Source organism: Streptomonospora wellingtoniae (assembly GCF_031845375.1).
Taxonomy (GTDB): Bacteria; Actinomycetota; Actinomycetes; order Streptosporangiales; family Streptosporangiaceae; genus Streptomonospora; species Streptomonospora wellingtoniae.
Map to the genome: position 1 here is coordinate 56933 of NZ_JAVREK010000011.1, position 18946 is coordinate 75878.

General features: G+C 70.6%; 24 protein-coding genes. 7 read left to right on the forward strand and 17 right to left on the reverse strand.

Going from position 1 to position 18946, the window contains the following annotated elements; translation table 11 throughout:
* Positions 1-5 precede the first annotated feature (5 nt).
* Together RM446_RS12210 and RM446_RS12215 are read right to left on the reverse strand one after the other, a co-directional pair.
* The gene (locus RM446_RS12210) at positions 6-302 is read right to left on the reverse strand and encodes a hypothetical protein (RefSeq protein ID WP_311545361.1); all 297 of its coding nucleotides are present in this window, start codon (positions 300-302) and stop codon (positions 6-8) included.
* 31 nt (positions 303-333) lie between these two features.
* Positions 334-1203, reverse strand: a complete 870-nt coding sequence (locus RM446_RS12215) for a hypothetical protein (protein ID WP_311545362.1) — start codon at positions 1201-1203, stop codon at positions 334-336.
* 279 nt (positions 1204-1482) lie between these two features.
* Between RM446_RS12215 and RM446_RS12220 the strand changes: the two genes are divergently transcribed.
* The 4 genes from RM446_RS12220 (at position 1483) to hemC (ending at position 4434) form a co-directional block, all read left to right on the forward strand.
* A complete protein-coding gene (locus RM446_RS12220; protein ID WP_311545363.1) occupies positions 1483-2625 on the forward strand; it encodes a helix-turn-helix domain-containing protein in 1143 nt (380 codons plus the stop codon).
* 59 nt (positions 2626-2684) lie between these two features.
* Positions 2685-2912: a hypothetical protein gene (locus RM446_RS12225; protein WP_311545364.1), complete on the forward strand. Its 228-nt coding sequence runs from the start codon at positions 2685-2687 to the stop codon at positions 2910-2912.
* Positions 2909-3193: a hypothetical protein gene (locus RM446_RS12230; protein WP_311545365.1), complete on the forward strand. Its 285-nt coding sequence runs from the start codon at positions 2909-2911 to the stop codon at positions 3191-3193. Before RM446_RS12225 ends, RM446_RS12230 begins: the two co-directional genes overlap by 4 nt.
* 293 nt (positions 3194-3486) lie before the next feature.
* On the forward strand, positions 3487-4434 hold the full coding sequence (gene hemC, locus RM446_RS12235) for a hydroxymethylbilane synthase (protein WP_311545366.1): 948 nt from the start codon (positions 3487-3489) through the stop codon (positions 4432-4434).
* A gap of 3 nt (positions 4435-4437) precedes the next feature.
* Here the strand turns inward: hemC and RM446_RS12240 are convergent, their stop codons facing one another.
* The gene (locus RM446_RS12240; protein WP_311545367.1) at positions 4438-4662 is read right to left on the reverse strand and encodes a hypothetical protein; all 225 of its coding nucleotides are present in this window, start codon (positions 4660-4662) and stop codon (positions 4438-4440) included.
* A gap of 72 nt (positions 4663-4734) precedes the next feature.
* Between RM446_RS12240 and RM446_RS12245 the strand changes: the two genes are divergently transcribed.
* Genes RM446_RS12245 through RM446_RS12255 form a run of 3 tightly spaced genes read left to right on the forward strand, consistent with a single transcriptional unit; the run spans position 4735 to position 6159 of the window.
* Entirely contained in the window at positions 4735-4878 is a 144-nt protein-coding gene (locus RM446_RS12245) for a hypothetical protein (protein ID WP_311545368.1), read from the forward strand.
* Between the two features lie 58 nt (positions 4879-4936).
* Positions 4937-5878 (forward strand): ATP-dependent DNA ligase, encoded by a 942-nt coding sequence (locus RM446_RS12250; RefSeq protein ID WP_311545511.1) that lies wholly within the window; start codon positions 4937-4939, stop codon positions 5876-5878.
* The gene (locus tag RM446_RS12255) at positions 5875-6159 is read left to right on the forward strand and encodes a hypothetical protein (protein ID WP_311545369.1); all 285 of its coding nucleotides are present in this window, start codon (positions 5875-5877) and stop codon (positions 6157-6159) included. Before RM446_RS12250 ends, RM446_RS12255 begins: the two co-directional genes overlap by 4 nt.
* A gap of 69 nt (positions 6160-6228) precedes the next feature.
* On the opposite strand, the gene RM446_RS12260 is transcribed toward RM446_RS12255, so the two are convergent.
* The 14 genes from RM446_RS12260 to RM446_RS12320 form a co-directional block, all read right to left on the reverse strand.
* The gene (locus RM446_RS12260; RefSeq protein ID WP_311545370.1) at positions 6229-7041 is read right to left on the reverse strand and encodes a peptidoglycan recognition protein family protein; all 813 of its coding nucleotides are present in this window, start codon (positions 7039-7041) and stop codon (positions 6229-6231) included.
* Position 7042: 1 nt separating this feature from the next.
* A complete protein-coding gene (locus RM446_RS12265) occupies positions 7043-7369 on the reverse strand; it encodes a hypothetical protein (protein WP_311545371.1) in 327 nt (108 codons plus the stop codon).
* Between the two features lie 58 nt (positions 7370-7427).
* Entirely contained in the window at positions 7428-7742 is a 315-nt protein-coding gene (locus RM446_RS12270) for a putative phage holin (RefSeq protein WP_311545372.1), read from the reverse strand.
* Complete coding sequence (locus RM446_RS24910) at positions 7735-7953, reverse strand: DUF7620 family protein (RefSeq protein ID WP_449657178.1); 219 nt, start codon at positions 7951-7953, stop codon at positions 7735-7737. Before RM446_RS24910 ends, RM446_RS12270 begins: the two co-directional genes overlap by 8 nt.
* A complete protein-coding gene (locus RM446_RS12275) occupies positions 7950-8255 on the reverse strand; it encodes a hypothetical protein (protein ID WP_311545373.1) in 306 nt (101 codons plus the stop codon). Before RM446_RS12275 ends, RM446_RS24910 begins: the two co-directional genes overlap by 4 nt.
* Positions 8252-8386 carry a hypothetical protein gene (locus tag RM446_RS12280; protein ID WP_311545374.1) on the reverse strand — a complete coding sequence of 45 codons (135 nt, stop codon included), beginning with the start codon at positions 8384-8386 and terminating at the stop codon, positions 8252-8254. Before RM446_RS12280 ends, RM446_RS12275 begins: the two co-directional genes overlap by 4 nt.
* Positions 8387-8487: 101 nt before the next feature.
* Complete coding sequence (locus RM446_RS12285) at positions 8488-10416, reverse strand: hypothetical protein (protein WP_311545375.1); 1929 nt, start codon at positions 10414-10416, stop codon at positions 8488-8490.
* Positions 10417-12300, reverse strand: coding sequence for a hypothetical protein (locus tag RM446_RS12290; protein WP_311545376.1), 1884 nt, complete (start codon positions 12298-12300; stop codon positions 10417-10419).
* Positions 12300-13289 carry a hypothetical protein gene (locus RM446_RS12295; RefSeq protein ID WP_311545377.1) on the reverse strand — a complete coding sequence of 330 codons (990 nt, stop codon included), beginning with the start codon at positions 13287-13289 and terminating at the stop codon, positions 12300-12302. Before RM446_RS12295 ends, RM446_RS12290 begins: the two co-directional genes overlap by 1 nt.
* Before the next feature lie 9 nt (positions 13290-13298).
* Positions 13299-14180 carry a phage tail family protein gene (locus RM446_RS12300; RefSeq protein ID WP_311545378.1) on the reverse strand — a complete coding sequence of 294 codons (882 nt, stop codon included), beginning with the start codon at positions 14178-14180 and terminating at the stop codon, positions 13299-13301.
* Positions 14181-14182: 2 nt separating this feature from the next.
* Positions 14183-18007: a phage tail protein gene (locus tag RM446_RS12305; protein ID WP_311545379.1), complete on the reverse strand. Its 3825-nt coding sequence runs from the start codon at positions 18005-18007 to the stop codon at positions 14183-14185.
* A gap of 6 nt (positions 18008-18013) precedes the next feature.
* Complete coding sequence (locus tag RM446_RS12310; protein ID WP_311545380.1) at positions 18014-18403, reverse strand: hypothetical protein; 390 nt, start codon at positions 18401-18403, stop codon at positions 18014-18016.
* Positions 18404-18480: 77 nt separating this feature from the next.
* Positions 18481-18774 (reverse strand): hypothetical protein, encoded by a 294-nt coding sequence (locus tag RM446_RS12315; protein ID WP_311545381.1) that lies wholly within the window; start codon positions 18772-18774, stop codon positions 18481-18483.
* Positions 18771-18944 carry a hypothetical protein gene (locus RM446_RS12320; RefSeq protein WP_311545382.1) on the reverse strand — a complete coding sequence of 58 codons (174 nt, stop codon included), beginning with the start codon at positions 18942-18944 and terminating at the stop codon, positions 18771-18773. The genes RM446_RS12315 and RM446_RS12320 overlap by 4 nt, the downstream gene beginning before the upstream one ends.
* Positions 18945-18946 lie beyond the last annotated feature (2 nt).

Genomic DNA, 18946 nt, shown 5'->3' on the forward strand with positions numbered 1-18946 from the left:
GGGGGTCACGGCCTCTGGCGCACGTCGTACACGTCGGTCGCTACGGGGTCGTCGTCTTCCGCGAACGGGTCGCGGTCAACGTAGCCGTGAGAGGCGAGCTGGTCGAGCATCTCCTCGAACTCGCTGCGGGGCACGTTGTGGCCGTGCTGTTTGCTCTCGGCGACGAGGATGTTGAGGGATGGCGCGTCCTCGCGGGCGAGCAGGTTGAGGAGTAGGCCCTTCGAGCCGAGGTCGATGTTCGTGTCCTGCAGGGTGGCGTTCGGGTAGTGCTCGGGTGTGGGTCCGGTCCGGTGTCGGCGCATGGGGGTCTTCCTTTCGGTGGGCTGGCTTCGGTCAGGATGCGATGCCGATGGGTTTCGCGAGGCACATCGGGGTCACCCCGTTGAAGTAGTGCATCAGCGCGTACATGTAGGAGAGCTGGTCCACCAGGATCGCGGGGGCGCCGGGCTTCTCCCGCTCGTACTGGGCTATGGCCCGCTGGCGGCAGTCCCGGTAGATCTGGGGGCGCCGCTTCTCCAGGGCGTGCATGGCCTCGTGGATCTCGTCTGGGGACAGTGCCCGCACGAGATTCCACCGCCGTTCGAGTTCGGCTTGGCGCGCTTGCTCGTCATCGCTCGCTTGATCGCTTGCGATCGAGCCCGAGCGAGCGGAGCGAGCTCGGAAGGACTCTTCATCCTCAGTACTTCCTACATCGGTACTTCCGTGGTCGGTACTTCTTAAAGACGTACCGGTCTCAGACGTACCGGATTCTGACGTACCGGATTCTGACGTACCGCTTTGAGGCGTACCGGAACCGGTACCCCAGGCTGTGCCGTCGCCCTCTCCCGCCTGCTGGCCGTCCGCCTCGCCTGTCACGCCGTTACGGGAGCCGTTACCCGAAGGGTTGCGCGAACCCTTCCCGGACCCTTCCTGGGGGATGTGGTACAGGTGCATGACCGTCTCAACGCGGTTGCCGCTGCGGTCAAGGTCGCGCACGAGGTAGCCGAACTCTTCCAGCTCGGCGAAGGCCGCACGGAATGCGCGGCGCCCTTCGGCGCGGTCGCCCCGGTCCTTGCGGGCCTGGCGCCACATCCGGTCGGCGTTGGACTGCCACCCCGGCGGGCGCGAAAGAAGCTCGAAGAGGACGGAGCGGGCGAGGCCGGAGAGTCGGCCGTCGCGGATCGCCTGATTGGCGAAGATTGAGAAGTGGTCCTCGTGGCGCATCTGGTGGATTTTCAGCACCGCGAGCCCCCTGAGGGGTGCGCGCACGGGCTACCATTAGGGTTACGCATAGCCTGCCTCCTGCTTCGACCAGGTAGGTGGGTCAGAGCCCGGCTCGGTGTTGGTAGCACCGGTCGGGCTCGTCGCTTTTTGGTTGTCCTGCCAGTCTACCCGTGCACGTGCATAACGGGCGCCCCGCACGTCACAGCACGGCCACGGGCCCGCGCACACAAGAAAGCCCCGCCTACCCTGGAGTTGTCACGCACCAGGAAGGCAGGGCCTATGTCCCCGAATGGTACCCCCCCGCCCCCCGACCTCGGGGCGCTCATCGCCGATCTCCGCACCTCCCTCGGCTGGTCCCAATCCCGCCTCGCTTCGGAACTCGGGCAGACCGCAGGCCACGACACCGTCACCCGCGAACAGGTGTCCCGATGGGAACACGGCAGACGCACCCCCGCCGCGTTCTGGCTGCGCCACCTCGCTACCGTGCTGCAGGTCCCCATCGAACTCCTGGAGAAGGCACGCGTGGACCGACGTTCGTTCCTGACCACCGCCGCGGGCACCGCCATCGCCCCCATGGTCGCCTCCGACCTCATCGAACGCGGGTTCGCCGAGGCCCTGCGCGGCCGCGCCCCGTCCGTGGAGGACTGGGAGCAGGCGGTGGAAACCTACGGGCGCGACTACATGACCCAGGGCGCCGCCGAGATCCAGAAGCGGCTGTCCGCGGACCTGGTGGTGTTGCAGCAGCAGTTGGACGCGCCGTGCATGTGGGCGACCGCCGCGCGGCTGGCGACCTTGTACGCGAAGACGTTCCCCGGTAGCGACGGGGCGAAGGCCGTCACCTGGTACCGGCACGCCGCCGCGTTCGCCGACCGCTCCGGCGACGAGCCGGTGCGGGTGTGGGTGCGCGGGAGGGCCGCGATCGCCCTGGGCTACGAGGGCGCGGCGCTCGGTGTGGCGGACACGCTCGCCGAGCAAGCCATCGCCATGGACGACCGGCCCAGCTTGGGCCGGGTGAACGCGGTCATGGGCAAAGCGCACGTCGCAGCCCAGCGCGGCGACCACGACGGCGCCCGCACGCTCGTCGAAGAGGGCCGGCGGGTGTTCGACGTGGCCGGGTCCGACGACGCCGAGTCCGACTATGCGGTGCCGTGGTGGCGCTTCAACGTGTTCGCGAGCCTGCTGGCCGCGCGGATGGGCGACGAGCGGCTCGCCGAGGAAGTGCAGGCGGAGGCGGCCGCGAACCTTCCGGCGAGCCTGCCGCGGTTCAAGACGCACCTGGAGATGCACCGGGGGCTGATGCTGACCCGGGTCGGTGACCGGGCGGGCGGGGCCGCGCACGCGCGCGCCGCCCTGGAGGAGCTGCCGCCGGAGAAGCACAGCCTCACCCTGCGGATGCTGATGGAGGAGATCGACGCCGCCTGAGCAGTGGCCACTAGCCTGGCCACTCCCCACCAGGTGTGATCGGGGCCATGGTCGGGAGCATGGACACCGCGACGCCTTCCCCGCAGGTCGATGACCTCGCCGAGTACTGGCACGTGTGGCGCTCCCGCGGCCCCGGCGCCGCCTGGTACGCCTCCAAGAAGGCGGGCGCCCCCGCGGAGTGGGCGCCGACCCTGGCCGCGGATACCTTGCCCGCGTTGGAGCGGCTGATGGCGGACCCGCCGCGGCGTGTGCGCACCGCCGTCTCGGACCTGCAGGCGCCCCGGTGAGCGCGGCGACGGAGCCCTACCGCTACATCCCCGACGGGACCGGGCGCATCGAGGTGCCCGGCCGGCTGTGCGAGGACCACGGCGAGGGCTGGGACATCGTCTGCTACCTGTGGGGCGGCGCGGAGTACTACTACGTGACCTGCCGCCGCCCGGCCCCGGCCGACGCCGAGGCGTGGGGCATCGAGCAGTCCCGCCGCGGCCCGTCCACCGCGGACCGGATCCGGCAGTGGATCGTCGAGCAGGAGCAGGCGTGGGCCGCGTGGGAGGACGCGCACCCCTGAGTCTTCCGCGCGCCGGTGCGGGTCCACATCCCCGGGGGAGGCCGGCGCGCGGACCTGGTGTCGCACCGATATGGCGTGTGCGGCTCCGCCCGCCCGGTGTCCGATGCTTCGCCCCTGCGGGGGCTGCCGGGCGGGCACCCTAGTCCGCTCCCCTGGCCCCCTGCCCCGTCCCCTCGGGCAGGGGGCCTTCTCTTGCCCTCAGAGTGGAGACCACCGTGTCAATGATCGCGACAACCCGTCATGACCTGCAGAAACCGTCCGTAGCACCGTCGCCGGCGAACTACCTTGGTCGCATGCTCTCCGACCGCCCCGCCCTGCGCATCGGCTCCCGCACCTCCCCGATGGCCATGTCCATGGCCCGGACCGTCGCCGACCAGGTCGCCAAGTTCGCCGACGTGGCCGTCGAGCACGTCGGCATCCGAACCACCGGCGACCAGTGGATGGGCGACCTGTCCAAGCTCGGCGGGAAGGGCGCGTTCCTCAAGCAGATCGAGCGTGCCCTGCTCATGGGCGAGATCGACGTGGCGATTCACGCCATGAAGGACGTGCCGGGCGACGTTCCGATGCCCGAGGGCACCGCGTTCGCCGCCTACACGGCCCGCACCGACGTGCGTGACGTGCTCGTGGCCCGGAAGGGCTCGCCGTATGCGTCGCTGGATGAGATGCCGCCCGGCACCCGCATCGGCACGTCCTCGGTGCGGCGCAAAGCCCAACTCCTCAAGCACCGGCCGGATCTGCACGTCGACCGGATCCGCGGCAACGCCGACGCGCGCATCGCCCGCCTCGACGAGAAAGGCGAGTTCGAGGCCCTCGTGCTCAACCGGTCCGGGCTCGACCACGTCGGCCTGGCCCACCGCGCCAGCGAGGTACTGCCCACCGAGGTGATGTGCCCGCCCGTGGGCGCCGGGGTGGTCGGTGTCCAGTGCCGGACCGCGGACACGGCGATCTGCGAGCTGCTGCGCATGGTGGACGACCCGGTCACCCGCACCCACGTCTCGGCGGAGCGCACGATGCTGCACATGCTCCAGGGCCACTGCAACTCTCCGATCGCCGGGCACGCTCACACCACCCCGGACGGGCAGTTGTCCCTGCTGGGGATGGTGTTCACGCGTGAGGGCGGCCGGTTCGCCTACTCGCAGGAGTGGGATTCGTGCGAGCGGCCCGGGGAGCTGGGCGCCTATGTGGCTGCTGACCTGCTGCGCAAAGGGGCGCGGGGCATCATCGACGGCATCCCGCACTGACGCTCAGGGGCTCCAGCCGCGCCAGGTCCACCGGTGCGGGTCTCCGCCGTCCTCGGGCTCGTACACCGCGCGGGCGGCCGGGTCGTGCGGGTGGCAGCGGGGGCCGTCGACCACCATGTGCGTGCCCCACGCGTCCGTGTCCGGCCCGAGGTCCGCGAGTGCGTGCTCCTGCGTCTCGCCGTCGAGCGGCCCGCCCACCAGCTCCACCCGCACCATGCCGTCATCCATGCGTCCATGGTGCCCGGCCGCCAGGTCCGCGCGCGCGGGGTGGCCGTGCCCGGACACGGGTACCAGGCAGGCATGGAGCTACCCCCCGACGACGGCCAACACGTCACCGACGAGGAGTGGGAGGCCGTGCGCGCCGCGCTCGGGCTCAGCGCCGAGCCCGCCACCCGGGAGGAGCGGGCCGCGCTGGTGGAGGAGTGGCGAAAATCCTGGTCGTGATCAGGCAAAGCCCCGACCGGCCAAGGCGCGGGGCGGGCACGACCGCAGTGTGGACTGCATGCTCGCCCGCGCCACCGACACGCTCCCCGAAGGCCCGCACTGGCGGTACGAGCCCAAGTGGGACGGGTTCCGCGCCATAGCCGAGATCAACGGGCGGGTGGCGATCAGCTCGCGCAGCGGCGCGCGGCTCGACCGGAAATTCCCAGAGATCGCCGACGCACTCGCCGCGATCCCCGGCGGCGCCACCCTCGACGGTGAGATCGTCCGGTGGGGCGGCCGGCTCGACTTCGACGCGCTGCTGCGCCGCAACCGCGCCAGCGCGCGCACCGCCCCCGGGTTGGCGCGCGCCGAGCCGTGCCACTTCATCGTGTTCGACCTGCTCCGGCACAACGGCCGCGACCTGACCCGGCGGCCCCTCGACCAGCGCCGCGCCGCCCTGGCCGACCTCCTCGACGGCATCGACGATCCCACCCTCATGCTGTCCTGGCAGACCCCTGATGTGGACGAGGCGATGGACTGGTGGTCGGGCCTGGCCGACGTCGGCGTGGAGGGCCTGGTCGCCAAGGACGGGCGGAGCCGCTACCGGCCCGGGAACCGCGGGTGGCTGAAGTACAAGCGGCGAACCACCACGGACGCCATCATCGGCGGGATCATCGGCAAAACCCACAGCCCACGCACGCTCATCCTCGGGCGGTACGACCCAGACGGGCGGCTGCGCATCGCCGGACGCACCACCGACCTCACCCGCGCGCAGCAGGAGGCGATCGCCAACGCCGGGCTGCAGAAGGCCGCGGCGGGGCACCCGTGGCCGGCCACCCTCGCACCCCGGTGGGGGTCCCGGGACCGCATCGCCTACACCCGCGTCGAACCCACCATCGTGGTGGAGGTGGAGCCCGACACCGCCACCACCGGGCACACCTGGCGCCACGCAGTGAGGTACCGGCGACCCAGACCCGACCTCACCCCGACCGATGTGCCCACCGGGCTGGACACCGCATGACCCACCCCATCGCAGCGCTGCCGCCCCGGGTCACCTACCGCGGAGCCGGCGGGCAGGTGTACCTCCTCGCGTGGGTGCGAACCCCCGCCGGGATGCTCGCCCGCGTCACCTGGTGCGAGACCTACGAGGCCAGCACCGACTACCGGTGGCAGGTCACCGACGCGCCCGTCTCCCAGATCACCCGCGTCGAAGGGCAGGTGTACGTGCAGGTGCCCGTCATCGCCCAAGGCGAGACCGAGTACTACTCCCCCGAGCAGCCCCAATCGTGGCGGAAGCGCTGAGGCCGGACACACGAAAAAGCCCCGCCCTCCCGAAGGAGAGCGGGGCGCGCTCGCGTGCGAGGTGGCGCGTCAGTCCTGCCGCTTGGCGACGGCCTGCATCAGCTGGGCGTAGGCGTGGCCGCTGACCCGGTTGCCCCACCCCTTCTTCGCCGCACTGCCGACGGACTTGCGGACCTTCCGCAGCCCTTCGGCGGTCTCGTCGCCGTAGTCGCCGTCGGTCCCATACTCGGGGAGGCTGCCGCCCGCCTTGAGGATCAGGCCCTGGAGCGCGATGACGTGCTCCCTGCGGCCGTTCTTCTTTCCGTCGCCCTTGCGCAGGTTGATCAGAGACATCTCATCGTCCTCCGTGCTCGCTCCGCCGCCGGAGGATCCTCCGGTGCTGGGAATGGTGCCGCCCGCCCCCCACGAGTTGGAGGAGACGCGGGACCGCAGGTGGTTGCCGGGGCAGCTGGTGCTGATCCACCGGGAGTGAGGGGTGACGTTGCTGGAGCGGACGCCCTTGCGGCCGAGCCAGGACCGGAACTCCCGGAACCCCTTGAGCTGGTTGGCCGTGGGCCGCTGCGACCCGCCGAGCATGATGAGCACACCGACGTGGCTCGCGTTGGCGCCCGGCGCGTGCGCACCCACACGGTTGAGGCCGCGGCCGGTCATCACGATGCCGTGGTGGCAGACGCAGAAGTGGTAACCCAGCCCGGCCCACCCGTTGCCGTTGCGGTGGTAGGAGTGCCAGCCCCGCACCTGCGCGCGGCAGGACGCGTGCGACCCGCGGGACACGTGCGACGAACCCACGTAGTGCACCACGACCCCCGACCGCGGCCGCCCATACGACCCGATCGAGGAGGGGATGCCGACCGTCGCGGCCGACTCGATCACCGGCGCCATGTCAGACGACCCCCGCGTCCTCGGAGTCGTCGAAGTCCTCGAAGTCCTCGGCATCGCCGTGGCCGGCGACCGCGTCGGCCTCGCGGGATGCGAACAGGTCCTCCACCGCCTCCGGGCTGAACACCTGCAGGCGGGTGAGGACGCCGCCGGCGAGGATCAGCATCTTCTCGACGTAGTTCTCGGTGAGCGCGTCCTCGATGGGCATGCCGTTCGCGACGCGCCACGCAGTCAGCAGGACCACGACGCCGACGGCGACGTACATGGCCGGGTTGCGGCGGTACCGCAGCAGGTAGCGCACGCGCGAGTAGAGATCGGAGATGAACGACACAGTTGCCTCCTGGCATAAGAAAAGCCCGCACATGGCGGGCATACGTGGAGAAATCGGGTCAGGGGCGGTGGCGGCCCCGCTCACGCGCGCGGGCGCGGGCGCGGGACTGGGCGCGGCGGAACGCCACCCACACGCAGACGACAGCGGCCATCGCGGCGCCGTACACGACGATCCGCACCACCTCGTGGAACGCGAACGCGCCGAAACACAGCCGCGCCGATATGAACGACATGACCACCGCGAGGGTGAGGGTCACGACCAGCACCAGCCGGCCGCCGGGATTGCGCCACGGCCGCACCCGGCAGTAGTCCGCCGCGAAAACCCACAGCAGCAGCGCCGTCAGCCCTGCGAGCACGTTGGCCACCTCACCCATCACTCTCACCCCGCAACGCGCGCCAGATCACCGGCCCGAAATGGTTCTGCTCCCGCTGCGCCGCCAGGCGCCGCACCACATCACGCACAACCGGGTCCCGGCCAACCGCAGCAGCCATATCACCCTCGGCGCGCACCCGCGCCGCACGCGCCTCCTCCTCACTTACCGGCGGGTCCGGGGCACGATGGCGGCACCAGCCCAGCCACCTCATCCGGCCCCCTCCCCCGCCCGCCGCAAAGCCTCCAGAGCCCGCGCGGACGTCTGGCCCTGCTCCACCAGCGCCCCCACCTGCTCGTCGCGGACCTGGATCACCGACTGCTGGCGCTCTATCGTCGCCCGCTGCTGGACGATGATCTCGTCGCGGGCCGCCACGATCCGGTCCACCGTGCGGGCAGGCACCAGACGGCCGGTGGCGATCAGCACGACCCCCAGCGACACCAGCCCCGTCGCCCCCAACTCCAGGACCGGCACCAGCTCGACGAGACCACCCACGCCCACCCCTTCGATCGTCACACCACTCTTCGCGCCATGTAGTCGGCGGTGTCGTCGCGGCGCGGCAACTCCTCGGTGCCGTGCTTCTTGCGGTGCGCCGCATCCAGCGCGGCGTAATCCAGCGGCACCCCGGGGGCGGTGTCACTACTCACGACTTCGGGCATCCTCGGCGGACGCGGCCGCCCGCCGCGCCGGACGGCCCCTATCGGGCTGGGCAGCCGCCGCCCGTGCTCGCTCTTGGCCATGGCCGTCCTCACATCATGGGCTCGACGGTGATGTCATTGGGATACAGCAGGTCGTAGGCCTGCGACAGGTCGCCTCCGGAGGCGTCCGTGCGGGACCAGTCGTAGGTGGTGCTCGTGCGCCACGTGGGGGTGAGCGTGTAGTTCGCGTTGCCCGCGAGTTGCAGGTAGGCGGTGGCGGTGGCGGTGCGGCCCGCCGACCCGCGGGAGGACACGTCCGACATCACGCAGCGGACCATCGCCGAGCGTTTGAGGTCCGCGGCGAGCGTCCCCGCACCGGACAGGCGGAATCCGGTCGCGAGCGTGGCGTTGGTGCTGCCGTAGTTGTAGCCGCACATCTGAATCACCACTTTGACGCGGCCCGACCAGGGGGCGGTGAACGCCAGGGACGGGAACTGGCCCGACGTGAAATCCACCCAGTCGCCGGTGCCGGTCGCGGTCGGTTGCGACACCATCGCCGTGGTCTTCGGGGCGTGCCGCTCCGAGGCCACCGAGTGGGTGGGGTCCAGGAACAGCACCCCGGGCTCGGTCGACGTCGCCTCGGTGATCCCGTCGTAGTCGGAGGACAGCACGATCCGGCGGGCATACAGCTCCGCGCGGGCGTAGTCGCGTGTCGACGTGGTGCCGTCGAGGAAGAAAAGCGACCGCAGCCCGGCACCCGGCCCGGTGTCCACCCGCGGCGACTGCACCGTCACCCGCGGAATCTCCCCGGTGGAGCTGCGGAACGAATACAAGGACCCGGGCACGGTGATCGCGGGCTCCGCCACAGAATCCTGCGGGGTCACCGACACCTCCGTGTGGGCGTCGGAGGCGCTGATCTGCACCCGCGACCCGTTCGGCGCCTGATGCCGGGAGAACGCCTCCCCGCTGGTGGCGCTCATCGAGACATACGGCGCGCCGGCAGCCAGCGACGAGTCCGAGTACAGCGCGAAACTGGCCTCATTGGGGTCGGCGAGGACCCCGCCGGCGGGCGTGCTGGGGTCCGCGTCGTCGCCCCACGCCGAGAACTCCGCCTGATCGTCGAACGCCGCGATCTGCGCGCGCGCCCCCGACATCGACGACACGCGGGTGCGCACCACGCCGTCTACGGTCTCCTCGATGACACCGTAGTTCGAGCCCGGCGCGTCCTCACCGATCTCGATGACGGATCCGGAGATGGTGGAGCCGGTGATGTCGCCGGAGAACACGGCGTTACCCGCGGAGTCGATCGCGAAGATCAGCGTGTTGGTGTCGTCGTAGCCGCGCAGCCCGTCCTGGTCCAGCTCCACCCGGGCGCCGCCCGGGATGCCGCCCACGATCGTGGACGCCAGCACCAGGATCGCCTCAAGCTTGTCGGCGGTGACCGCCCCGCCGGCGATGATCGGCGCCGTCACACTGCCCGCGACCAGGTCCGGCCCCTCCACCTGCAGGGGTGTCGCCGCCACCTCCGGACTGGGGTCGCCCTGGATGCCGCCGGTCGTGACCGGCACCAGCACCACATAGTGCTCGACGTAGGGCAGCGGGATCACGGGCAGCATGCCGCCGTCGCCCGCACGCCGGATCGTGCCCTGGTAGGTGGCCGCGCTCGGGGTGAAACCCGAGCTGGTGCTGACGTGGACGGCGAGGTGGTCGAAATCCCCCGGCAGCGCCACGTCGTTGGCCAGGGCGCCGTCCCAGGTGACGCGCAGCCCCCCGATGACCGGGACCACCGACGGGGCGGTCGGCGCGGACACGGGGTCGCCGCCCTCGGTGACCATGCCCACCGTGCCATCCGGCAGCCACCCGATGCGCGCACGCGTCGCCCCCGCACCGTCGCGCACCTCCAGCGCACCACGGTCGATCGACGACCGCGACAGCTGGGGTGTGCGCGCCCCCGCCTTCAGCGACTCGATCTGGCGCTGCTGCTCCAGCATCATCCGCGACAGCCGCTGGATCTGCTGCTTGGTCTGGCTGTCCACCACTCAGTAGCCCCCGCCCGTGTAGTCGAAGGAATCCGATCGGGCGCACGTCACGCTGATCAGCCCGCTGCCCGGCTCGTAGTCGAAGCTTGTGATTCGCACCCACAGGGCCAGCTCCCGCCAGCCCACGTGGGTCTGCACGAACACGTCGTCTCCCGGGGAGAAGCTGCCGGCCGGAGCGTTCGAGTGGGTCGCATCCACCACGAAGCCCGCGATGTCGTCCAAGCGAGTGGACCGGGCGAGCTCAGCGTTCGCCAGCGCCTTCAGCGCCGCCTTGCTGGTGACGTCGGAATGCTCGATCGACACCGCCCGCCGCAATCGGCCGTCGGGGATGCTCGCGGTCGCGCGCAGCTGCTTGGAACCCTCACCGGCGCCGCGGGCGATCACCACGTTGGCGTATTCGCCGCCGTCGCGGCGCACAGCCACCACATCGGTGATGTTGTCGCCCTCGATGAACGCCAGGTTCGGCCGGCGCCCGCCCAGGCGCGGGTACCCGAACTCGATGCGCAGTTCCACGTCCGACTTGCCGGAATCCGACCAGGCGTAGACCTCGCGGTAGTCGAAGGGGACCTCGGAGGCGTACTCGCCGATCTGGGATCCGATCTCGACGTTCTCGTAGTGCGGGACCTCGTAGTCCCAGTGCACGCTCTTGCCGGTGGCCGCGGACGGCTTCCGGTCGGCGACCGTCCACACCCGGTTGATCGGGATCTCGTCCTCGACCTCCGACGCCGGCGGGTCCGGCTCGTCAGCGGTGGGCTGCTTGCGGGCATTTCGCCAGTACCCCAGGTAGTAGGGGGTGGTGGTGCCGTCAAGGGCCACGCTGAGGTTGCCGCCCGGAAGCGACTGGGCGTGTGCCCACAGGGCGCGCACGACGTCGAGCACCTCCACGCCGTGGCCGCTGGATCCCGCGGAGGGCCCGCCCCAGGAGAGGGTCTCAACGAGCGGTTGCGACTCCGGGTAGGAGCTGAATCCGGCTGCTTCGATCTGCAGGTTCGGGCCCGTGGTGTCGGTGGAGGTGATGATGCCGCCGCCGCGGAGGATGTCGCCGTGCTCGACGAGGATCAGCGTCTGCCATTCCTGCAGCACCAGGTTCCCGGACGCGTCCTTGAGGTCGGGCCAGTCCGGCTCGATGCTCGCGGACAACGCGTAGGGCCCGCTGATGGCCGGCGACAGCCGGACGTCGCTCAGCGGCAGGTCCCGGTGGATCCATTCCCGGGTGGGGAGGTTCATCGCGTGGTAGCGCCACTGCGGCGGTTTGCGGGCCTGGACCTCGGCGCGCGCGCTCGGCGTCGCGGCCTCGGGTTCGGGCTCCGGTTCCGCGGTGGAGGGCAGCACGATCGCGGTCGCACCCATCACACCGAGGGTGTCGGAGGTCAGCGTGTAGGAGGGGGTCGGGCTCACCGAGGTCGGCGTCATGGCGGCGACGATCGCCCGCGGCAGCGCCACCACCTCCTCCAGCGCCGCGTCCCAGGCGGTCGTTGCTGTGTCCCAGTGGAACCCGAACGCCAGCAGCGTGTCGCCGGGGTCGGCCTCCACACTGGGAAGGTCGATCGTGGTGACGTCGGAGGTGTTGGTGTGCGCTGAGCCGGCGACCGCGCCGACATCGCGGAACGCGGCGATCGCGGCGAAATGCCAGTGCACGCCGTCGAAGGACACCGTGTAGTCCGCGGGCTCGCTGGAGGCTTCGCGCTCATACACCCAGTTCCCGACCCCGTTGCCCTCGAACAGAGACTCCAGCACCAGGGCCCACCCGGGCGGCGGGGTGATGGCCCGGAAGTCGTTGGCGGTCGCCATCAGGATGAGGCGGTCGCCGTCGGCCACGCCGGCGGGCACGCCGACCGTGACCGTGTCGGTCCAGTCGCCTGCCGAGGATGCTCCGACGAGCATCAGGTCACGTCCATCGCCGGGCGCTCGAGGAAGTTCAGGTCGACGTAGAAGGTCGACCACTCGTCGCACGCCAGGCGGCCGCGGACGCCGACGGTGCCCGAAACCTGCAGCCGCAGGTTGCACAGCTGTCCGCGCATCTCCGCGGGGATCATCTGCTGGTCGGCCAGGCCGAAGCTGCGCCTCTCGCCGTTGGAGGTGTTGAGGTTGAAGTTGTAGGCGATGTAGTCGGTCTGGATGTCGGTAGGGCCGCCTCCGGTTCCATACCCCAGGGCGACGCGGCCGCGGCCGCGCGCGTCAGTGGACCCGCCGCCACCCGCCAGGTCGGCGGAGAACTGGCCCATGTTCATCCAGTGAGCCACCACCTGCACCTGGGTCGCCCAGGCGGGGATGACCACGTCGGGCCACACGACGTCCGGGGCGTTCTCCCAGTCGGGGTCCTGGATGTTGCCGAGGTACTCGACCGGGTCGATGCCCCGCTGCACCCGCAGCACCCGCTCGCTGCGCTCCTGCAGCATCTGCCGCAGGTCGACGATCATGTCCTGGGTGATGGTGCCGGTCGAGACCGGCCAGTCGATGCGGGCGAGCGGGATCGCCGCGGTCCCGGCCAGGTAAGACGGCGGGACGGCGGTCGCGTCGGGGTCGACGTCGGTGATGATGTCGGGCTCGATGAACATGGTCGAGGGGTTGAAGGAGGCGACGACCATGTCCGATCGGGGCCCCTCCGAACCGGTGCCCGCCACACCGGGGACGGTGTGGTCGCCGATGTTCAGCGCGTAGTAGGAACCGTCGAACGCGGTGACTGTGCCGGGGATCGCCGCGGCCCCGGAGGTGATGCGGAACCCGTCGGCGGGCACCGCCAGCTCCAGTACCCGAAGGTCGGTGGACTCCACCACCCCCTGTCCGGAGCGGGTCGAGGACTCGTACTGGCGCCGCAGCAGCGTCCCGTTGATGGGGCCGCCGTCGACGAACGCCGCCTCCTGAAACGTCACACGCCCTCCTCAGGGGGTTGATCTGGCGTCGCGCCAGCGGATCGTGCACCGGGCGGCCCCGGTGGGGTCCTGGCCCCGGAACGCCACCTCGGTGGCGCCGGGCGGCATCGAGAACTCGCCCATCCGCGGCCCCGACAGGGCGCCGGCGAGCGATGCCCCGTCAGAGCGGCGGGCGGTGCGCGCCCACGGCCGGGTGTCGAGGGTGGCGGTCTGGTCGAACGCGAGCGTGGTGAGGAGTCGCAACTCCGCGCCTGTCGCGGCCAGCCGCACCCCGGGGTTGGTCACCGGGCCCGAGAAGGTGATGACCGGCCAAGTGTCCACGTCGCCCGCGTTGTCTACCTGGGCGGAGTCGGAGTCGCCCAGCGGGGTCAGGACGGCCGGGAGGGTGAAGGGGAGGATCAGGCCGTCGCCGATCAGTGGCAGCAGGTCCAGGGTGATGGTGTGCTCGATGTCGGAGTAGAACCGGTCGTCGGCGGTGACGAACGCGCCCGTCAGTGCCGCGGTGCCCCGGTCCAGAAGGGATGTGTCGGCGGCGTCGAACTCCCGGGGGCGGCCATAGACCACGACGGTGTCCATGCCGTAGTCGCGGATCCGCAGCGGTTCGACCGCTCGGGGGGTGTGGCGGACGGCCGGGTTGCGCCACCGGTTCGCCAGCGCGTTCCAGGCCGCCCGGGCGGTGGAGCCGTCTTCGGCGTTGACGGCCATCTCGAACTGCAGGGACAGGCCGCCGCGGTAGTCGTAGCCGAATCGGCGCCCGTCCTCCCCCGGGATCTCCAGGTCGGCGGAGCTGATGTCGGCCCCGGGGATCTCGAAGCGGGTGACCTCGACGGGTTGGGCGCGGCCGAACACCAGCCCGCCGAGCTCCCACTGGCCTTCCAGGAGTTCGGCCACGCTCACCTCCGGTACTTCCCGCCGAGTTGCAGCTTCGACGACTCGTAGTTGAGCTGGCGGAACGCCTCCCTGACGGTGGCTTCGCCGTTGTGCAGGTGCAGCTCCGCCGAGACCCCGCCGCCGCTCTCGGAGGCGCGGCGCGCCACTGCGGCCAGCGCCTGCTGCTGCGTTGCGGACATGCCCCGCGGCCCGCCGGTCGCGGCGAGGATGTCGGAGAGCTGCTGGCCGGAGTTCAGCGCCTCCAGCAGCGCGGCGTTGTCGCGGGCGACCGGCTCGCGCACCACGAACTCGCCGGCCGTCGCGGCGATCAGGTTGCGGTCGAGGCCGCCCCATCCGCGCACCCACCCGCCCGCGGCGTAGGCCGGCAGTCCGAACGCCGAACGCAGGAACTGGGTCTGCACCGGGGTGGTCGTGCGCCGGTTGGTGCCGTAGTCCTGGCGCAGCACCCGCGGGTCCACCACACCGCCGCGCGCGAACTTCGGCTTCATGATGTCGGTCGCCGGCCCGTACACCCGCGGCCCCCGAACCGCGTTGGACTCGTTTCCGCCGATGGTGTAGTTCTGTCCGCCCTTGCGCTTGGCGATGATGTTGATGTGGCTGGGCTCGGACCCATATGTCGCGATCCACCCCGGCTTGGCGTTGGACGCCGACCCGTGCGGCAGCCCGTCGCGGAAGGACCGCGAGTGCGCCCCCCAGATGTTGTTGTACTTCTTCGACGCCTTCGCTTCTTTGATGACCTCGCTGACGAACATGGCGCACCAGGGCTGGCCGGCCATTCCGAACGCCCGCTGGAACTTGTTGTTGAAGTCTCCGCCGACCAGGCCCGGGTTCTTGGCGTATTTCATCGCCACCCGGACCACGGCGTCGGAGGAGCCCCCGAACTCCTCGTCCTTCTTGTTGACCAGGTCGCCGATCTTGGGGACCAGGAGCTCGCGGAACAGGCCCTTGGCGAAGCGGGTCATGAACCCGCCGTCGGGGATCGCGCCCAGCAGCGAGTCCAGGCCGAGCTTGTCCAGGAACCACTTCTTGGCGGCCCCTGAGATCTGGTCGGCTTTGCCCTCGACCCAGTCCCAGGAGTTGCTCAGCGCCGACATGATGCCGCCGCGCGCGAACGACTGGGTGGGGGCCTGCCACACCCCGCCGCGGGCGAATCCCTGCGACTGCTCGAAGCGCCGCTTGACCGCGGTGGTGCCGCCCTGGCGCGCGAGGGCGTTGACGTCGTGGATCATGGAGGCGCCCAGCACCCGGGTCACCTCCGGGCGCAGGATCGCCTCCCCGCCGGAGAGCTCCAGTCCTCCGCCGGTGGGCGAGACGAACCGGTGCACGTCGCGGCCCGGGGTGTAGCCGGGCATGACCCCGCCGCCGGCGTAGCGGGCCACCTGGCCCGGGCCCTCCCACACACCGCCGGTGGCGATCTTGGAGAAGCTGGGCAGCGGGTTCTTCTTCACTCCGACCGCGCCCAGCACCTTGCCGGCCAGGGATCGGATGCCGTCCATGTACACGGTCTGGATTACGAAGTTGATGGGGCCCTTGGTGGCGGCTTTGATGCGCGCCCACGCCTTCTTGATTCCGTCGACTGCCGACCCGAAGGCCTTGCGCACGGCCTGGACTCCGGATTTCAGGGAGTTGAATGCGGGCCGAATGACTTTGTTCCACACCCATTTGATGGTGTTTCCGATGCCGCGCCACGCGGGTTTGATCACGTTGTTCCAGATCCACCGGAACACGGGGGCGAGTACTCCGCGGATGTAGGCGCGGATCCCCGCCCAGATCTTCTTGATCAGCGCCCAGGCAACCGAGATCGCCAGGCGGATGCCCTTCCAGACCGGCATGATGACCTTGCGCCACAGGAACATGAACACGGGGCGCAGCACCTTGTTGATGTAGGCGCGGATCCCCGCCCAGATGGGCTTGATGATGGTGTTCCACGCGAATTTGACCGCCGCGGCGATGCCCTTCCACGCGGGGACGATCACGTTCCGCCAAAGGAACAGCACAACCGGGATCAGAACGTTCTTGATCGTCCACCACAGCACCTTGAAAACGGGCTTGATGATGGTCGTCCACACGAACCCGATGACCGTCGCGATCGCGTAGAACGCGGGGACGATCACCCATTTCCAGAGGAAGAGGACCGCCGGAATCAGGATTTTCTGCACGTACTGGACGTAGAGCAGCAGTGCGGGCTGGATGACGTTTTGCCACGCCCACTGCACGACGGCGCCGATCTCGCGGAACGCCGGCAGGAAGACGTCGCGCCACATCTTCATGACCGCGGGGATGATGTGGGTCTGGATGGCCTCGACGAGGCTGGCGAAGATCGGCTGGAGGAAGTTGGCCCACACCCACTGGGCGGCGCGCGAGATCGCCGCGAACGCGCTCTGCACGATCTCGCGGAACGCGTCGAACCGGTGGTAGGCCCACACCAGGGCCGCGACCAGCGCGACGATACCGACGACGATCAGCCCGACCGGGTTGGCGATGGCGGCCAGTGCCGACCCGGCCGCGACCACCTTGATCGCGACACCGACCGCGAGCAGCGCCCCCGCCAGGGCGGTGATCACCCCGGGGGGCACGGCCGCGATCATGTCGGCGAAAGCTGTGGCGACCTTCAGTACGACGGGGCCCAAGGGTGCGAGCGCGGTCAGCACGTTGGCCACTGCGGGCCCCAGCGACTTGAAGAGGTCGCGGACCGAGGGGGCGACCTCGCGCACATACTCCAGGAACGCGGCGAACGCCGGCGAACCGCCCAGCCCCTTGCCCCAGGACGCGAAGCCGGCGGCGATGTCCTCGACGAACCCCAGGATCGTGGGCGCATAAGGCAGGAACGCCGACACGATGCCCGCCAGGCCGGTGGCCACCGACCCGCCGATGCGCCCGAAACTGGTGATCGCCCCGGGCGCCGCGGCCGTGACATCGCGCCCCAACTGCTCCCAGAACGGGCTGGAGAGGGCGGCGTCCATGTCGGAGATCAGGCCGCGCACCGCACCCGCCGACGACCGCACCAGCGGCGTCAGCGACTCGAACCGCCCCGACAGCAGGTTGATCCCGTCGGAGAAGATTCCCAGAACCGGGGCCTCCACCGACTTGCGCCACGCAGTGAACTCCCGGGTCAGGCCCTGCCAGTCGCCCATCAGCGTGCGGGCGGCCGGCGACATTTCCGCCAACGCTGCGGCGTACTGCTCGGCGGCGGCCGCGGATCCGTTGGCGGCCTGCTCCTGCAGCTTCAGCGCCTCGGAGATGCCGGTGATCGCGGGCACCGCCACCAGACCCAGCGCCCCGAACCCGGCGCCGGCCGCCGCCAGCGGCGCCGACAACGCCCCCAGGCCCGCCGCCAGAGTCGCCCCGACAGGCACTGCGGCGGCCGCACCCGCAGCGATCGCCAGCGCCCCGAACCCGGCGATGGCCGGGGCGGCGTCGACATTCACCCGGGCGGTGCGCCCGTCCAGCCGGTCCACCTGCGCCCGCGTGCTGGCGAGGGATGTGCGGGCCGCCGCCGTGTCGGCCTCGACCGTGACCGTCGCGCGCGGCATGGCCTGCAACTCGCCGCGCAGCGTCCGCTTGAGGCCGCCAGCGAAGGCCGACGCCACCTGCGCGGCGTCACGAGGCGCCTGACGCCGCTGGGCCGCCGTGTCCTCCCGGACCGCGTCCTGGACGGGCGCACCCAGCCCGCCGCGCACCCCGTCGGCGAAACGGGCGCCCATATCCTGCCCGAGCTTGCGCACGACCGGCGTGAGCTTGCCGAACTCGGCGGCAATCGACTTGTGGAAGCCCTTGAAGTCCGGCTTCACCGGGATCCAGGCGGACCCGGACTGATAGTCGGCCACGCGAGGTCACCCCCTCGCGTTCGCTCCGCGACCCCGCAGCAGCCGGGCCGTCAAATTCTCGTGGGCTTCAAACCGGCGCCGGCGGCGCACCTTCTCCAGGGCGGTCACCGGGCGCGGGTAGTTGTCCATGCGCGGCGGCGACTTGCCCGCCCGCGCGATCTGGATCGAGATCAGGTGCGACAGCTTGTCGACCACCGTCGCCAGCGCCCGCACCTCCGGGCCGAACTCGGTCAGCCGGGGCGGGCCCGGCGGGGTGTCGCCGTACTCGGCGAGCACCATCTCCGCGTACTCCTCGTCCTCGGCGATAGCCGCGTGAAACGCCGAATCAGAGGGCAGATGGTCGATGTAGTCCAGCAGGGCGTCGCAGGCCAAATCCCCCCGAAAGAAGGCCAGCATGTCCACACCCGGGTAGTGGTGGGCCAGCGACGCCCTGATCGCCCCGCCATACCTCTCCAGGAGGTAGACGAGGCGCTCTATCCCCCCAGGCCGAAGTGCTCTCGAATGTCCTTCACCAGGGCCATCACCGCGCCGGCGGGGGCGTCAGCCAGTTCGGCATAGACCTTCTCGGCGTCCTCGGGGGTCTCGGCGAGCCGGTCCAGAACCTCCCGCGTCGAGGCGACCGACGCGATCCCGTCCATCTCCGCGGTGGTGGGCTGGGGGATCTTCACCACGGTCTCGTCGCTGAGCTCCAGGTCGAACGGCTCGCGGGTGGCCTCGCTGACGTAGCGGGCGATGGAGTATCGGCGCGGCGCGCCCTTCTTGCTCACTTGGTCGGCTCCTTGGGGGGCTCGGTCTTGGGTGCGGTCTTGGGTGCCGGCTCCTGCTTGGGCTTCCAGCCCTCGAACCGCAGCTGCTTCTCACGGTGCTTGGAGCCCACGACCTGCTCGTGGCGGCCGTCCGGCGACACGAAGACCGTGTACTTCTTGCTTGGTGCCATGC

Bases quoted from the DNA above. Each gene is read 5' to 3' on its own strand.
- hemC (WP_311545366.1), top strand. From the start codon at position 3,487: ATGCTCTCCGACCGCCCCGCCCTGCGCATCGGCTCCCGCACCTCCCCG.
- RM446_RS12255 (WP_311545369.1), top strand. From the start codon at position 5,875: ATGACCCACCCCATCGCAGCGCTGCCGCCCCGGGTCACCTACCGCGGA.
- RM446_RS12250 (WP_311545511.1), top strand. From the start codon at position 4,937: ATGCTCGCCCGCGCCACCGACACGCTCCCCGAAGGCCCGCACTGGCGG.
- RM446_RS12290 (WP_311545376.1), bottom strand. From the start codon at position 12,300: ATGCTCGTCGGAGCATCCTCGGCAGGCGACTGGACCGACACGGTCACG.
- RM446_RS12220 (WP_311545363.1), top strand. From the start codon at position 1,483: ATGTCCCCGAATGGTACCCCCCCGCCCCCCGACCTCGGGGCGCTCATC.
- RM446_RS24910 (WP_449657178.1), bottom strand. From the start codon at position 7,953: ATGAGGTGGCTGGGCTGGTGCCGCCATCGTGCCCCGGACCCGCCGGTA.
- RM446_RS12270 (WP_311545372.1), bottom strand. From the start codon at position 7,742: ATGGGTGAGGTGGCCAACGTGCTCGCAGGGCTGACGGCGCTGCTGCTG.
- RM446_RS12245 (WP_311545368.1), top strand. From the start codon at position 4,735: ATGGAGCTACCCCCCGACGACGGCCAACACGTCACCGACGAGGAGTGG.
- RM446_RS12320 (WP_311545382.1), bottom strand. From the start codon at position 18,944: ATGGCACCAAGCAAGAAGTACACGGTCTTCGTGTCGCCGGACGGCCGC.
- RM446_RS12310 (WP_311545380.1), bottom strand. From the start codon at position 18,403: ATGCTGGCCTTCTTTCGGGGGGATTTGGCCTGCGACGCCCTGCTGGAC.
- RM446_RS12225 (WP_311545364.1), top strand. From the start codon at position 2,685: ATGGACACCGCGACGCCTTCCCCGCAGGTCGATGACCTCGCCGAGTAC.
- RM446_RS12215 (WP_311545362.1), bottom strand. From the start codon at position 1,203: ATGCGCCACGAGGACCACTTCTCAATCTTCGCCAATCAGGCGATCCGC.
- RM446_RS12260 (WP_311545370.1), bottom strand. From the start codon at position 7,041: ATGGCGCCGGTGATCGAGTCGGCCGCGACGGTCGGCATCCCCTCCTCG.
- RM446_RS12240 (WP_311545367.1), bottom strand. From the start codon at position 4,662: ATGGATGACGGCATGGTGCGGGTGGAGCTGGTGGGCGGGCCGCTCGAC.
- RM446_RS12210 (WP_311545361.1), bottom strand. From the start codon at position 302: ATGCGCCGACACCGGACCGGACCCACACCCGAGCACTACCCGAACGCC.